The sequence below is a fragment of the Marinifaba aquimaris genome, assembly GCF_013328345.1.
GTDB classification, from domain to species: Bacteria; Pseudomonadota; Gammaproteobacteria; order Enterobacterales; family Alteromonadaceae; genus Marinifaba; species Marinifaba aquimaris.
The window spans coordinates 1-15,431 of record NZ_JABULX010000042.1; the positions used below are offsets into that span (position 1 = coordinate 1).

At 38.8% G+C, this 15,431-nt stretch carries 12 protein-coding genes; 4 read left to right on the forward strand and 8 right to left on the reverse strand.

Annotated elements, in window-relative coordinates:
• Positions 1-209, forward strand: a 209-nt coding sequence (locus HR060_RS17890; RefSeq protein WP_174198709.1) for an integrase core domain-containing protein, incomplete at its 5' end; no start/stop codon positions are given.
• A 242-nt stretch (positions 210-451) separates the two neighbouring features.
• On the forward strand, positions 452-802 hold the full coding sequence (locus HR060_RS17895) for a hypothetical protein (protein ID WP_174201653.1): 351 nt from the start codon (positions 452-454) through the stop codon (positions 800-802).
• 337 nt (positions 803-1,139) lie between these two features.
• Here the strand turns inward: HR060_RS17895 and HR060_RS17900 are convergent, their stop codons facing one another.
• Complete coding sequence (locus HR060_RS17900; RefSeq protein WP_174201654.1) at positions 1,140-1,988, reverse strand: hypothetical protein; 849 nt, start codon at positions 1,986-1,988, stop codon at positions 1,140-1,142.
• Between the two features lie 118 nt (positions 1,989-2,106).
• Positions 2,107-3,129: a diguanylate cyclase gene (locus tag HR060_RS17905; RefSeq protein ID WP_174201655.1), complete on the reverse strand. Its 1,023-nt coding sequence runs from the start codon at positions 3,127-3,129 to the stop codon at positions 2,107-2,109.
• A gap of 245 nt (positions 3,130-3,374) precedes the next feature.
• On the opposite strand from HR060_RS17905, the gene nagB reads away from it, so the two are divergent.
• Both nagB and HR060_RS17915 read left to right on the forward strand, forming a co-directional pair.
• Positions 3,375-4,163 carry a glucosamine-6-phosphate deaminase gene (gene nagB, locus HR060_RS17910; protein ID WP_174201656.1) on the forward strand — a complete coding sequence of 263 codons (789 nt, stop codon included), beginning with the start codon at positions 3,375-3,377 and terminating at the stop codon, positions 4,161-4,163.
• 119 nt (positions 4,164-4,282) lie between these two features.
• Positions 4,283-5,089, forward strand: coding sequence for a transporter substrate-binding domain-containing protein (locus HR060_RS17915; protein ID WP_174201657.1), 807 nt, complete (start codon positions 4,283-4,285; stop codon positions 5,087-5,089).
• Here the strand turns inward: HR060_RS17915 and HR060_RS17920 are convergent.
• The 6 genes from HR060_RS17920 to HR060_RS17945 form a co-directional block, all read right to left on the reverse strand.
• Entirely contained in the window at positions 5,086-5,841 is a 756-nt protein-coding gene (locus HR060_RS17920) for a Nif3-like dinuclear metal center hexameric protein (protein WP_174201658.1), read from the reverse strand. The two genes, HR060_RS17915 and HR060_RS17920, sit on opposite strands and share 4 nt — an antisense overlap.
• A 2-nt stretch (positions 5,842-5,843) precedes the next feature.
• Positions 5,844-6,368, reverse strand: a complete 525-nt coding sequence (locus tag HR060_RS17925) for a cell division protein ZapC domain-containing protein (protein ID WP_174201659.1) — start codon at positions 6,366-6,368, stop codon at positions 5,844-5,846.
• A 79-nt stretch (positions 6,369-6,447) separates the two neighbouring features.
• A complete protein-coding gene (gene pyrD, locus HR060_RS17930; protein WP_174201660.1) occupies positions 6,448-7,455 on the reverse strand; it encodes a quinone-dependent dihydroorotate dehydrogenase in 1,008 nt (335 codons plus the stop codon).
• A 127-nt stretch (positions 7,456-7,582) separates the two neighbouring features.
• Positions 7,583-12,421 (reverse strand): NAD-glutamate dehydrogenase, encoded by a 4,839-nt coding sequence (locus HR060_RS17935; protein WP_174201661.1) that lies wholly within the window; start codon positions 12,419-12,421, stop codon positions 7,583-7,585.
• A 214-nt stretch (positions 12,422-12,635) separates the two neighbouring features.
• Complete coding sequence (locus HR060_RS17940) at positions 12,636-14,471, reverse strand: response regulator (RefSeq protein WP_174201662.1); 1,836 nt, start codon at positions 14,469-14,471, stop codon at positions 12,636-12,638.
• Positions 14,471-15,427, reverse strand: a complete 957-nt coding sequence (locus tag HR060_RS17945; RefSeq protein ID WP_174201663.1) for a GGDEF domain-containing response regulator — start codon at positions 15,425-15,427, stop codon at positions 14,471-14,473. The genes HR060_RS17940 and HR060_RS17945 overlap by 1 nt, the downstream gene beginning before the upstream one ends.
• Positions 15,428-15,431: the final 4 nt, after the last annotated feature.

Sequence of the window (15,431 nt, forward strand, 5' to 3'; positions counted from 1 at the left end):
GTTCAATGACAGATGGTTATGACTGCTATCAAAATGCACTGGCTGAGAGAGTAAACGGTATTCTTAAAAACGAATACTTGTTAATGAAACCAAATAACCTAAATGAGGCAAGGGAAATGGTAAAACAATCAGTCGATTTATATAATCAACAAAGGCCACATTCGGCCTTAAAATACAAAACGCCCGATGAAATTCATCAGGCGTTTTAATCAAAAAAGTGTCAACCCATACTAGGATGGGTCAGGGTTTTGAGTTTTGATTTAACTATGTAAAAAATAAATCTTGAGGTTGAGGGAAACCATTTAAATTCTTTATCGATAGCTGATATATCTATCGACCTTAACTCTATAAATCTTTAGTTATTTGATTATTTTTACCCCATTAATTTGCTATCGAACTTTTTTACATTGAGCTTGTCATAACTTTACATTTTCAAAGGATTGCTTAGTGTTTGTTTATTATAAAGTTTCTCTTCTCTAAAGAATTCATCACTGCACTATTCCTACACTTAGTTTTATTTTCATATTTAATTCAGCTGGTAGAAAAAAATAGTGATAGCGTGAAAGCACCGCTGAAAACTAAAAAAATCATCAAGAGCTTTATCGTTACCAAACCACAATCTGCCAAAAAGCCGAAACAGCTGAAAGTAGAAAAATCAAAACAAAAAGTAATACAGGGTAATGACGCGAAAACGAAGCTAACAAACGCTAAAAAAATACCTGCAAAAGCGCCCCCTAAAGCAGAGCCGATTCGAAAAGTGGAGGCACGAAAAGCCCCAATATTTGATAAAGAAAGAGACTAGGCAAATAAGCGTATTATTTATTCTACTGCAAAAATACAAGGTAACTTTTTTTCAGATGAGGCCATTTTGAGTGATAATGTTTGGATAAATGAACATAGGTCCTCTCAACAGCAAGCCGAACAAGAAAGGCATTTTAATAAGCCTACAAATTTCGATTTGGGTCACGCAGAACTATTCAAGGCTAATAAGACCGTGCAACACAAGGGTAAGTGTTTCAATACGAGTGAAGTTCAGCTTGCCAGTGGTGAGCGCGTTCGCAAGTGGGCTTACCTTTCGATTGTAATCCCAATAATTACAAAAGTCGGTTAAGTGCGTCGATAGAAAAAATGAGTCGAAATTAGCGCATCTGCTCAAATGAGCGCATTAATGCTTCTTTGACTCTGAGCCCCTCAGTTTTCGGAAAAACATTGGCATGTTGTTTCATGATGAATTTTTGTACGCTTCTACTGCTTAGCTGCCTGTTCAGGCCCGCAATAACCTTTTGCCCTATTTCTGATTGAGAACAGACAATATGCCCAAACACGTAATTTTTGGCAGACGCAATCTGATAAAAATTAACTTTTTTCAAAAAAGAGGCGTCAACTTGATGATCAGTCATGAAAACAGATGTAAATTCGATGATGGCATCTAACTTGCCTTTAGTGAACATTTGCCTTAATCTTGGCGCACTAAACTCTCCTTCAATCATGGTCATTTCATTACCATAGTAGGCTAGCAATGGATCTAGTCCTTGCCCATAAGAACGCCCAGAAACAAAGCCAATTTGTAGTTGATAATCGAAGATGGCTTGTTTCAACGAAATATTATCTTTAATTTGCTTGTTATTAAAAACGACTAATCGGTTTGGAGGAAAAGCGGTGATAGGAGCAGCTGTAAATAGCCCTAGTTGCTCTCTTTCTTCGTTTTTTACTTTATTAAAAAGGCAAATGTCAGGTTGTTTAGCGAGTAAAGACCACTCGCGTTGACGACTTACCAATGAAAAATCAAAAGCGATTTCTTGGCTAAGCTGCGAAAAAATGAGCTTAGTGATGTTATAGCCCATATCACTACTGTTAGTCGTCTCTTGCTTATCATATAAAATATCGGTGACGATGGTGACATTGGTAACATTGCGCTTGGCATGGGCGTGCCAACTCAAGATGAGGCTAAGAAAGATAAATATAAAGGTTAAACGAGCAAACTGCATAAAGACCCAGGCCAAATCACATCACGAATAAAACCGTTACCGCCTCTCAACAAAACCGCCAAAGTGTACAACTTTACTGCAGTGACTCATTACAGTGTAGTCAAAAATTTGCTTCCCGTTAATGCTTTCGCTGTTCTTTCTTTTGTTGTTTATCCTGATACATGGCTTTATCCGCCATTTTTATTAATTCAGTCAAGGACGGGTATTCTTCGCTAGCTTCAGCAATACCCACTGCCAAGCGAATTGTTTCGTCATTTAACAATGCGGTTATTTTCGCATTTAATTTCTTTTCCAATCTCTTGATATATCTCAATGCACCATCAGATGATGTATCAGCCAGACCTATTATAAATTCATCTCCACCTAACCTCGCTAACACATCCGTTCCCCTCAACTCACCTTGCATAACATCTGCCAGGGCAATCAAAACTTTATCGCCTATATCGTGACCGTGTAAGTCGTTAATCAATTTGAAGTCATTGATATCAATAAAGGCAATGCAGTACGGTAAATTACGTCGCTCTGCGATTCTCAATGCTTGGTTGGCAGAGGTTTCAAATAAGGTTCTGTTTGGCAATTTAGTTAAAGGGTCGTGGGTTGCTGCAAAAATCAGTGCTTGCTCTAATTGATTTTTTTCAATCGCCACACTTACAATATGCGCAGCGAGCGTCTGTATCTCAAGATCTTCATCAGAGGGTAAACCGCTGTTTTGATTAAAAATACTAAAGCAACCAAAAACGCGGCCTTTTGATGACAGGATAGGAACTGACCAGCAAGATTGAATACCAGCTTGCTCGGCTAAATCTCGATAATTAACCCAATTAGGGTGAGATTTTACATTATCGACTAATACAGCTTGCCCAAGAAAGACGGAAGCGGCACATGATTCCAAATATTGGCCTACTTGCTCTTGTTCAATCGATTTAATTAAATTTGAAGCGACTTTATGCACATGCGCAGCTGATAACTTATGAGACTGTTCATCATAAAGAAATAGAACCGCTTGCCTTTGTGAGCCGAGGTTTTCAACAATTTCTCTCAATTCGTTAATAACATAATCTTGTGAAGCACCCAGTGCAAGATTGGAAAGAACCTTTTCGCAGCAGCGAAATCCGTTGAGTAATTGTGAGTCTTCAATCACGGTGCAATCCCAGCTATTTAATTTCAATTGATTAATAAACACTCTATCCTTTTGGCCGAGCATAAATCAAGCATTTGATATAGATAAAGGCGCCAAGTTTACCTAGCTAATTCATATGCATGCAGGCTATAATATCGAAATTCTTGAGCTGTTTACTCAGCTTTACATCATGCCTCATTAAAATTTTTTTGTAGTTAAGATCATTTATTGACTTACTACGGTTAGCAAATGGAGTCACTAAACTAATGAAAGTTGTCATTCTTAAAGACGCTGCAGAAGTTGCACAATACGGTGCACAAATTTTTATCGACCAGATTAACGCTAAAGCTAATTCAGTTTTAGGTTTAGCAACAGGCTCTACACCTGTCGCTTTATACAAAGAACTCATCGAAGCAAACAAATCTGGTAAAGTTTCTTTTAAAGATGTCAGCAGCTTTAACCTTGATGAATACTTAGGCCTTGAAGGTACACACCCACAAAGCTACCGTTACTTCATGAACGAGCAGCTTTTTGACCATGTAGACATCGATAAAGCAAACACTCAAGTTCCTCCTGGAAACGATGCAAACCCGATTGAAGCTTGTAAAAAATACGAAGCAGACATCGTGGCTCAAGGCGGTATCGATGTACAATTATTGGGTATTGGCCGTAACGGTCACATTGGCTTCAATGAGCCATCTTCTTCATTAGCGTCACGTACTCGTGTTAAAACGCTAACAAAAGAAACAATTGATGATAATGCACGTTTCTTCAGTGAAGGTGAATACCAACCAGAATTATCAATCACAATGGGTATTGGTACTATCTTAGAATCTAAGAAAGTAGTTTTACTTGCTACTGGTGAAAACAAAGCTGAAGCAATTAAGCAAACCGTTGAAGGTGCTATCTCAGCTTCTTGCCCTGCATCTGCACTTCAATTCCACCAAGATGTGGTGGTAATTGTTGATGAAGCAGCTGCTTCTCAGTTAGACGATCCAGAGTTCTTCAAATATATTGAAAGCCAAAACCAAGCGCTTTTAGCAAAACTTAAGTAATAACTGCTTAGTTAACCCACTCAAAAAGCCAGCATTTAGCTGGCTTTTTTTATTTTTACTGAAAAAGTCAGTTTTTAGGTCTACATTGATAGTATTCACGGACCGTAATTGATTACTGAATGCATTATTATTTTACTCGGTTGTTGTATCTAGCAGTATTATATTCCGCCAGTCCAACCGTACACTCTTCAGACAATAACTTACCTAACCAAGTTAAGATTGTTTCCGCTGATTTTGCGCCTTATTTTATCTATCAGGATGACATGAGCCGTGGCCTGTTTAATGAAATCATTGTGCAGACTCTAAACGCTTTGCAAATAGAAGTCACTGAAATTAAGCCTATGAATAATGAAGCGATTTCAAGAGTAATGAATGCGAATAAAGCGGATATTGCTATTAATTATATTGGTCGAGTACCTAAGTATATGACGACCTCAAAACACCGAATTAACTTTTACAACCGACTCTTAATCAAAGATAAAAGTATCGCTAAGAGAATAAAATCTTGGCACGATGTTAAAGATTTTAAAATTGTCTCTTTTCATGGCGCTACCAAAGTTTTCTCAGAGCAATATGAATTCGCCATGGAGAAAAACGAGTATTATGAATTAAATGATCAGATAGCGACCAACCGCGTTTTTCACAAAAACAAGGTGGATATTAAAGTCGGCGATTTACTTATGTATCTTTGGTATCAGGCGCAAAAATTCAAGCAAAATCCTGAAAATAAACCAGAAATTTATACCGTTGATTTACTCGATTACAATGGTGGGAAAGTAGTTTTTCGAAGCGAACGCTTACAGCAAGCTTTCGACGAGGCAATGAGACATAATTTAAAAAATGGTAAGGTCAAATCACTTAGCGAAGCATGGTTAAAACGAATGAACTTACCATTAATTGAACATGAGTTTATTACTGAAATTTAAGCGGGATTGTCAATATCAATAAACGCTACATCAAGTTTAAATTCCTTAGCCAGATGCTCACCTAAAGCTTTTACACCATATCGCTCAGTCGCGTGGTGACCTGCTGCAATAAAGTTAATACCTAACTCCCTTGCACTTAATATTGTTCGCTCACTGACTTCACCTGTTATGTATAAATCGGCTCCGAGTAAAGCTGCTTGATCAATAAAATCTTGAGCACCACCAGTACACAGGGCAACGGTTTTGATTTCATTTTTTCCTGCTGCTTCAACTAGCGGGTCCCTATTTAACTTTTGTGCTACCAACTTTGCAAAATCATCCAATTGCACTGGACTACTTAACTCTGCCAAATTTCCTACACTCATCGGGTCACCGGGTGTCATGCCACCGGTAATAGTCAAACCTAATAATTGTGCCAGTTGAGCATTATTACCTACCTCAGGGTGAACATCTAAAGGTAAGTGATAGGCAATAAGGTTAATATCGTTTTCTAATAGCGTTTTTAATCGATTTTTTTTCATACCCACAACCTGGGCTGGTTCACCTTTCCAAAAATAACCATGGTGAACTATTATTGCATCGGCTTTTTGTTCGACGGCCTGATCGATTAATGCTTGGCTGGCAGTAACACCAGTTATGATACGTTGGATGTTTTCACCGCCCTCTACTTGAAGGCCATTTGGGCAATAATCTTTGATTTTATTTGCTGACAAATACGTATTTAGATAATTGAGTAGTTTTTTTGTATTCATAATTATTGGGAAACATATCGGCCTAATCGATCGTTTATCACACGAATAAGCTCAAATTGTTTCATTTGGCTACCGCCATTTAATTCAAAGGATGGATTAAGTAACATCAGTAAGGAAGACTCATTCGCACGCTCTAGCAATAAGAATAACCCCTGCTGAGTATCAGAGGTTAAGGTAACGACCTGCTCGAATAAATCAGGAATATCTCCAGTGTTTGGATTAACAAACCAACTTTTTGCCCCCATAGGTTTGCTGTATGTGACCAGCGCAGTCGCATTGAGTGCCATTTGAGTCAAAATGGGCTCTGCTAGATCAAACACATCTTCCAGAGCGTGATAGTAAACAGTATAGCTATCACAATCCTCAACCGAGAAAGGAATATCCTCTTTCTTAACCTCATCGAGTAACTTACTTTTTTTAGCCGCAACAACAAACATCATCTCATCCATATCAAGCATTAATTGGCCTTGCTCAATATCGAAATGCCATTTCCATTTAGGGTTTGCCTGCAGCATCGCGTTTCTCATCTACTAACTACTTGTTTTTATTATTCAATAAGTCAAAACAAATAGAAAGAGCAAATAGAGGATTTGCTCGGCTAAAGTGTTAAAGTGCGTCTACAATTTCTTTGACTAACTCAGGGCCACGATAAATAAACCCGGTATATACCTGAACAAGTGAAGAGCCTGCCTCAAACTTTTCTTTTGCAGATTCTGCGTTATTTATACCGCCTACACCAACAATAGGTAGCTTTCCACCCAGAGCATTCGATAACTGACTGATAACTTGAGTACTTTGTTGGCGAACAGGAACACCCGATAAACCACCCATTTCATTACCATATTGTAAGTGAGCAACTTTGTCTCTGGCCAAGGTTGTATTCGTTGCAATAACACCGTCAATTTCAGTTTGAATCAAAGTTTCAGCAACTTGCTCTACTTCCGCTTGGGTCATATCTGGTGCAATTTTAACTAAGATAGGAACTTGCTTACCCATCTGTTGACCGAGTGTTTGCTGACGTTCTTTAATTGACCCTAATAAGTTAGTTAACGCTTCACCGTATTGTAAGTTTCTCAAACCAGGTGTGTTCGGAGAGGAGATATTAACGGTAACATAATCAGCATGTTCGTATACTTTGTCTAAACACGCTAAGTAATCATCTTTAGCATTTTCTTCTGGTGTATCTTTATTTTTACCAATATTGATGCCAAGAATACCGTCATATTTTGCGCGTTTAACCTGTTCTACTAAATAATCTACCCCATGGTTATTAAAACCCATTCGGTTAATAATACCTTGTGCTTCTGGTAACCTAAAAATGCGTGGTTTCTCGTTACCCGGTTGAGGTCTAGGTGTAACAGTCCCAACTTCTATGAAGCCAAAACCCATTGCAGCAAATGCATCGATACACTCACCATTTTTATCTAAGCCTGCCGCTAAACCGACGGGGTTCTTAAACTTTAAACCAAAGCACTCTACTGGTTTATCTTGGATAGTCTGACTGTATAGACAATCTAGCCCAGTACCACCAAATTTATGAAGTGCTTTAATAGTCAGTTCATGTACTTTTTCCGCATCTTGGGTGAATAATAAAGGACGAATTAAACGATACATAGCAGGCCTTATTTGATAGGGAAAATTGAAAAAATCTAAATTGGCGGCAATTTTACCTTTTGTTGCGACATTTAGCGAGTTGTGATTAATGCTAATAAAAAAGGCCGTTTATCACGGCCTTTTGAAATTAATTAAGATTTTGAGCATCGCAGTGATGACTCAGTAACATCAGCTCCCTCAGAGCAACCGAGAATTTGGCAAATTCATGGCTCTTAGTAGAACGGAAATCCGCTAGCATATGGCGCCACCTATCTAAGACTTGGGTGTGTTCATCTGACCAAGTTGCGAGCATATCTTCGGCGGCACATTGGCCTTTACAATACCTAAGGACAACTGCACAAAGCGATCTTTGTTGCCAATCCAACTCTTCTCGATAAGCTGAACGAGCGAGTGCTTGCCAGTGGTTTGCAACAGGTTGAGCGGTAATTTGTTCGAGGAACCAATGCAATTCCATCTTATTACCAAGTTTGAAGTATACTTCAGCAACGAGTTCTACACTTCTATCACTGGCATTGGCAACTTGTGCAATATCCATTATCGAGAACAGTGAGCTCATACGGGCTAGCTTAAAGGCTAAATCCTTGTCGATTCCTTCATCAATTAAGCCTTGGGCAGCATTAGCAATATCAGCAGCTTCTTTATCAACCATGTAATCTTCTAGTTTAACTGCAAGCGTGTCAAAAGCAGGTTTAAATTGCTCAATTGCTTTTTCAATTGTTAGATCATGCGTTCTGTGGCGTAAGAACCATCGCGTTGCTCTTCTGATAGTACGTCGCAATTGGAACAGTATTTGGTTTTGCTTAGACGACTTTAACTTATTATCAAGAGAAGTCAGTTCAAGCCACACATCTGATAAACCAAAGATTTCTCTGGCCATCGTATAGCACTGTACAACTTCAGCAGGTGTTGAACCTGTTTCTTCTTCCATCCGATAAACAAAGTTCAAACCCAGATCATTAACGACTCGATTTGCAATTTGGGTCGCAATAATCTCAGCTTTTAATGGATGGTTTTGCATCGCCTGCTGGTATTTCTTTTGTAAAGGTTTAGGGAAGTAATTAATCAGTTCTTTTTTGATAACTGGATTTTCTGTCACTTCATCTGTTAATAACTGCTCTTTAAGTACCATTTTGCCATACGAAATCAACACTGAAAGTTCAGGTCTTGATAAGCCCCTCCCTAAAGCTTGACGTTCAGCGAGTTCATCATCAGTTGGAATAAATTCTAACTCACGATCAAGGTAGCCATTTTTCTCTAAGCCATGGATAAAACGTGTATGCTCTTTTAATTGGTCTACCGCTTTTAATTGAGTAATAGAAATAGAGTGTGTTTGACGATAACAGTCATCCAACACAATATCCGCCACTTCATCGGTCATGTCATAAAGTAGCTTATTGCGCTGTTTAACTGTGAGCTCACCATCATTAACTAAGGCGTTAAGTAAAATTTTGATGTTCACTTCAATATCAGAGCAATCCACACCGCCAACATTGTCAATGAAGTCAGTATTAATTCGGCCACCGTTTTGAGCAAATTCAATACGACCCAACTGAGTACAACCTAAATTACCGCCTTCACCAAAAATTTTGGCTCTTAGCTCTTTACCATTGATGCGGACACTATCATTAGCGCGATCACCAACATCTAAATTCGTTTCTTTTTCACCTTTGACATAGGTACCAATACCGCCATTCCAAACCAAATCAACAGGCATTTTTAATAATGCACGAATCAAATCGTTTGGTGTCATTGATTTTTCGCTGGTATCTAACATTTTTTGGATTTGTGGTGTCAATTCAATCGACTTAGCACTTCTATCGAAGATACCCCCACCTTTTGAAATTAGTTTTTTGTCATAATCAGTCCAGCTTGAACGGGGTAATTCAAATAAACGTTGACGCTCTGGGTAGGTTTTTGCTGAATCAGGCTCTGGGTCGATAAAAATGTGCAAGTGGTTAAAGGCAGCCTGCAATCGGATGTGCTCAGATAAAAGCATACCATTGCCAAAGACATCCCCCGCCATATCGCCCACAGCGACACAGGTGAAGTCAGTCGTTTGGCAATCAATATCCATTTCGCGGAAATGACGTTTAACTGATTCCCAGCCACCACGAGCAGTGATACCCATTTTTTTATGGTCATAACCAACACTGCCACCAGAAGCGAAGGCGTCACCTAACCAAAAGTTGTATTCTTCAGAAATACCATTAGCAATATCTGAAAATGTAGCCGTACCTTTATCTGCGGCTACGACTAAATACGGGTCATCTTCATCATGTCTAACAACATCTTGTGGTGGTGCAATTTCACCTTGGATTATGTTATCGGTAATGTCTAACAGTGCCCTGATAAACGTTTTGTAGCAGTTTTGCCCTTCTTCAAAAAAGGCTTCTCTACCACCTGTTGTCGGTAGTTGTTTACAAACAAAGCCGCCTTTAGCACCCACAGGTACAATAACCGTATTTTTAACTTGCTGGGCTTTAACTAGTCCGAGCACTTCAGTACGGAAATCTTCACGGCGATCAGACCAACGAAGACCGCCCCTTGCCACTTTACCTCCTCTTAAATGCACACCTTCAACTCTTGGCGAATAGACAAAAATTTCAAATTTTGGCAAAGGCTTAGGCATTTCAGAAATTTTTTCAGGTGCAATTTTAAAGCTAATATAAGGCTTATTAACCCCCATCTCTGAGGCTTGATAATAGTTGGTTCTGAGCGTTGCTTTGATCATTTCAACAAAACGTCGAATGATGCGGTCATCATCGAGATTGGCAACGGAATCAAGCTGATCAAGAATCTCTCGGCAAATGCGTTTTAAGTCATCGGCGTTGTTGCTTTGAGGGCAAAAACGCGAGGCAAATAACTCAGCTAATAAACGCGCAATATCTGGATACCTAGAATACGTATCTTCGACATAACTTTGGCTAAAACTCGAACCAATTTGACGATTGTATTTAGCATAAGCTCGAATTACCGCGACTTGACGGCCCGTTAAATCAGCACTTAAGACTAGGCGGTTAAAACCATCATCCTCTAACTCACCGCTCCAAACCTGTTTAAACGCCGTTTGGAATTTGTCGCGTGCAATATCTAAATCCAATGGTTTATCACTACTGTGGATCATAGAAAAATCTAAAATCCAAAATACGTGGCCATCTTTACTGGTAATTTGATATGGGCTTTCGTCAATAACGCGAAGTCCAAAATTTTCCAGCATGGGTAACACATCAGATAAATGGAGAGGTTCATCTCGGTGGAAGAGTTTTAATCGAACTTTGTTCGAATCGATAGCTTGTTCTTGTGGGCGGTAAAAGATCATGCCCAAACGGTCGTCATCGGACAACTGCTCAAGTTTATCTATATCAACAACGGCTGTACTTGGTAGTACGTTTTCTTTATAGCTTCTAGAGAACGCGTGATCATATTTTCGAATAAGCGTTTTTGCTTTCTCTTCTCCGACATTTGCCAGCAAACTTGAAGCCAGTTTGTCTTCCCATGTTTTAGCCAGTTCTCTCATATTATTCTGAATGTCTTTAACATTGATTTCGAAGTTATTGTTATCTACTCGTACTTGGTAGTGCGTGCGTGCTAGAACAGACTCAGAAAAGACCGTGGTAAATTCAACATCGTGTTCAGATTCAAAGCTTGCTTTGAGTAAAGCCTGGGTTTCACGTCTTAATTGTGTGTTGTATCTCTCTCTTGGAACGTAGGCCATACAGGATAAGAAACGGCCAAAGCGATCTTTTCTAACAAGTAATCTTGATACACCACGCTCTTGCATCTGAAATACACCCAGTGCTAAATCTTTCAATTCACTTTCACTGGCTTGTAGTACTTCGTCTCTTGGATATGTTTCGAGAATATTTAATACAGCTTTATAAGAGTGCATACCTTGCTCAAGACCCGACAAATTCATCACACGCTGTACTTTGTCATTCAATAGCGGTATTTCTGAGGTACTCGAATTGTAAAATTCAGATGACATTAAGCCAATGAACCTATGTTCACCGATTACTTCACCTTTGTTGTTGAATCGTTTCACCCCTACATAGTCATGATTCACTGGGCGGTGAACACGTGCTTTACTGTTGGTTTTTGTCAGCACTAATATCGACTGACTCAATGCTTCATCCCTTGCAGAGGCAGGTAATGTGCTTAACTTTCGTTGTTTTTTACTGACTGAGTGCTTCATTAAACCCAAAGAGCTATTCGCCACTTGTTTTAATGCGTAATCCCCACTAACGGCTGCTAAATCGTATTGGCGGTATCCCATAAAGGTAAACCTGTCATTGGCGAGCCAGTTTAAAAATGTATTTGCTTCATCAAGCTGCGCTTTATCAAGCACATTTTTCGATTTTTTCAGTTCAGCTATCACTTCACTGAGTTTATCTCGCATATCTAACCAATCGGCAACGGCGAATAATACCTCACCTAACACTGAGTTAAGCTCACCGGTTAACTCATCAATGACATCTTGTTGTGACAAACGATCGATTTCGATTAAAAATACTGTCGACTTATCTTTATTCTTTGCGTCACTTCCTAACGCGACAGGACGGCCTTTTTTGTCTCTATCGACTAAAATTGGACTATGAAGGAACCAATGAGCAGTGAGTCCTTGACGGGTCAGCGCCATTCGTATCGAATCAACTAAAAATGGAACATCACGGGTAATAATTTCAACAATAGTATGTGAAGACTCCCAACCGTGTTGAGAAAGCTCAGGGTTAAAAACCCTAACACTGAAATCTTTTTTGGTATGTTCGGAAAAACTTCGCCATAAACTTAATGCTGCACCGTACAAATCACTATCATTACGGTCTGCCAAATCATCTTTTGCTATGTTCTGGTAAAGGCTCTTTGCAAATTTAACGACTAAATTGGCTTGGTTAGCTTCCACTTTATCTTCAATCAGTTGATAGACATTATCGAGTAATACGGATAAAGAAGCGCTGTTTCGCGTCATAACACTTTCCTACTAATAGGTGCTGGTTGTTTAGCAAACTAAACAACGAAAAAGAAACGAATAGTCACTGAAAAAACCTTAATTAACAGCAAACTATCTATTAGGTATAGCTTAATTTTTTTTGAAAGGAAAAAAACCTATTTGCTTTCTGCTGATATTTGTCAATTTTGTAAAAATGTAGCGAAAGAGGCACACTTTTTTGTACAGTCGGCCATTAGTGAACGTCAAGTAACAAGCTTTCTAATTGTTGACAAATGAGCAACTGTTCTGGCGCAATTTGATTGTTACAAGCTTGTTTTTTAAGGCCTTGTTCTAAGTCAGCAGCTAAACTGGAAACATCATCGAAGCCATAACTCGCCGCCGAGCCATGTAGTTGATGAGCCAATTTATATAAAAGCTCGAACTGATGGTTGTTGGCAGCCACTTTTAGATCGGTTGCATACCTTGGTAATAAATCAATGAACTCAGCGGTAAGCTCCTTCATCTTTTGGCTAGACTCGACTTGAGATAAATCTAGATCTGTATCTACTTCAATGTACTTTCTGACTTTTTCAATAAAATCGTATTTGTCTATTGGTTTTGCACAATGATCGATAAAACCAAAAGCGAGGTATTTTTTAATATCATGTGCCATGACATTGGCAGTTAATGCAATAACCTGAGTATCAATACCTGATTGACGCATTAAATTAAGTGCTTCCATACCATCCATTTTTGGCATGTGAATATCCATTAAAATGAGGTCAAAATCATCCGTCATAGCCAATTCAACAGCCTGCTCACCGTCAGCGACGGTTTCTACTTCCAAGCCGACATTTTCCATCAGTAACTTAAATAATTGACGATTCTGCTCATGATCTTCAGCCAATAGCACTCGACCTTTTATCGGAGATAAAACATGGTCACTTCGGATCACATCCAAACTAGCTAAATGGTTAAAGCACTCATCAGATCCCGCTTTTAATAAACAAGACAGGGTAAATTGACTACCGACACCTACTTCGCTGCTTACCGTGATATCACCACCTAATTTATTAGCTAAACTTTTTGAAATGCTTAGACCCAGGCCTGTTCCACCAAAACGTCTTGTGGTCGATTTGTCCACTTGGTAAAAGTCTTGAAACAAACCCGCTAATTTATCTTGTGCGATGCCAATACCTGTATCTTTTACATCAAAGTTCAAAAAATCACCATTGACGCTGCAAATAATGGATACTTGGCCTTGTTGGGTAAATTTCACTGCATTGGAGAGTAAATTGAGCAAAATTTGTTTTAATCGTGTTGGATCTGAATAAATAAATCTAGGCAAGGCGTTATTAAACTGTACGCTGAACTCAACTGGTTTATCTTTGGTTAGTTCTTTGGCCATTGCCTGAAGTTCAGCAAGTAGATTCGATAAGTCAAAATGAATGCATTCAACATCTAACTGTCCAGCTTCAATTTTTGAAAAGTCGAGAATGTCATTAATCAAGCTGAGTAAATGCTTGGCACTCGTATAAATCGTGCTAAGCGCGATGGGTTGCTCCTTCGCTTTGATATCTCCGGCTATCATACCTTGGCTATAACCCATGATAGTCGTCAATGGTGTACGAATTTCGTGACTCATATTAGCCAGAAATGCACCTTTTGCATCGGATGCAGCTCTTAACTTTTCTGACAATGCCACTAACTTTCTATTTTGTTTTATGATTTTGATTTGTGTTGTGATTCGAGCCAACACCACAGGCGGATAAAACGGCTTGTAAATGTAGTCACAAGCACCCAGTGAAAGCCCCTGCTCTTCATTTTCTTGGGTGTTTAAGCCCGTTATAAAGATAACGGGTATATGTTCAGTTAGCGGGTCTTGTTTCAGCTGTTGAATGGTTTGAAAACCATCTTGTTCGGGCATCACTATATCGAGCAAAATGATATCGGGCTGATTTAATTTTGCCAGTTCAACACCCTGTTTACCTGACTTGCTTGCATAAACCTTGTACGTTTCTTTAAGCAAAGACGATAGCATCTTAATATTAGCAGTTTCATCATCTATGACTAAAACTTTAAAGCGCATCAGCTCTCTCTTTTGTAGCTTGAAACAGCATAACTATTTCGGCTCTGACTCTTAACATCATACAAATTGTGATCAGCAATCTTGATAGCTGAATCAATACTATCAGCAATATCAGGAATTTGCTCAACGGCCCCTAAGCTGATAGTAACAACATCAGCTACCTTAGATTGAGTATGTTCTATATCTAAACTTCTTACAATTTCAACACACTCGTTTAAAATTTTATGTAAAACGTCATGGGCGACTTCTGGTAAATAAAAGATAAACTCCTCGCCGCCATAGCGATAGATTTTCCCTTTGTAGTCAAACAACACTCGGTTAAGTGCACCAGATAATTTTCTTAAAACAATATCACCCTGCTGGTGCCCGTAGTGATCATTGTATAGCTTGAAATGATCAACATCTATCATACCTATCGTCACAGACTCGCCATTGACCGCTGCAAGATTCCAGATATCATCAATATCTTGTTCCCACTTTCGGCGGTTTGGCAGCTCGGTAAGACTGTCAAAGTTAGCAAACTTTTCTAATAATCTTCGTTGCCTTACTATTTCTAGGTGGGTATTTACTCTTGCACGAATAATACTGTGATTAAAAGGCTTGTGAATATAGTCACACGCACCGAGTAACAACCCTTTTTCTTCATCTTCTGAGCTATTTAACCCTGTGATAAAAATAACTGGGATATCCTTTAACTGCGCCGACTTTTTAATTTTTTCAATTAGATCGAAGCCAGATACATCTGGCATCACAACATCCAAAATAATTAAATCGGGTAACACATCAATTGCAATATCGAAACCTTGTTTTGCCGATTTCGCTACCATCACTTGATGATCTTGTTTCAGCACTGAAGATAAAATCTTTAAATTTGCTGTCTCATCATCAATGCATAAAATTGTAAATGCTCGGTCAGTACTTCTTTTCATTTTTATTGGTTTTGGTAAATCTTTCATTATC